Source organism: Streptomyces pimonensis, assembly GCF_041380215.1.
GTDB classification, from domain to species: Bacteria; Actinomycetota; Actinomycetes; order Streptomycetales; family Streptomycetaceae; genus Streptomyces; species Streptomyces pimonensis.
In genome coordinates this window covers 1-304 of record NZ_JAHWZY010000157.1, presented here as the reverse complement: position 1 = coordinate 304, position 304 = coordinate 1, and the positions used below count along the sequence as shown (strand labels likewise).

The 304-nt window shown below is 75.7% G+C and carries 1 protein-coding gene; it reads right to left on the bottom strand.

The annotated features are described in order from the left end of the window. Window positions 1-304 (bottom strand): hypothetical protein (locus tag KYY02_RS33805; protein WP_371244929.1); only part of this gene is annotated, 304 nt, incomplete at both ends.

Sequence of the window (304 nt, the reverse complement as noted above, 5' to 3'; positions counted from 1 at the left end):
GGCGTGGAAGAGCAGGCCCTCCTGGAGCGGGGAGAGCGGGAGGACGTCCTCCAGGCCGGGGTACGCGGCCTCGAGGGCCTCCACCTGCTCCTGGGTGAGGTCCGGTACGAGGGGGAAGTCGGACGGCGTGTGGCCGCCGGCCCCGGCATCCGTGCCCGCCAGGGCCTCCAGCGCCCGCAGCCACCCCTCGGCCAGCTCCCGCACCTCCGCCTCGTCGAGCAGACCGCCCGCCCACGCGAACGTCGCCGACAGCACCGGCCCCTGCGCGCCGTCCCTCGTGATGGCGTTGATCTCGAGCGCGTGC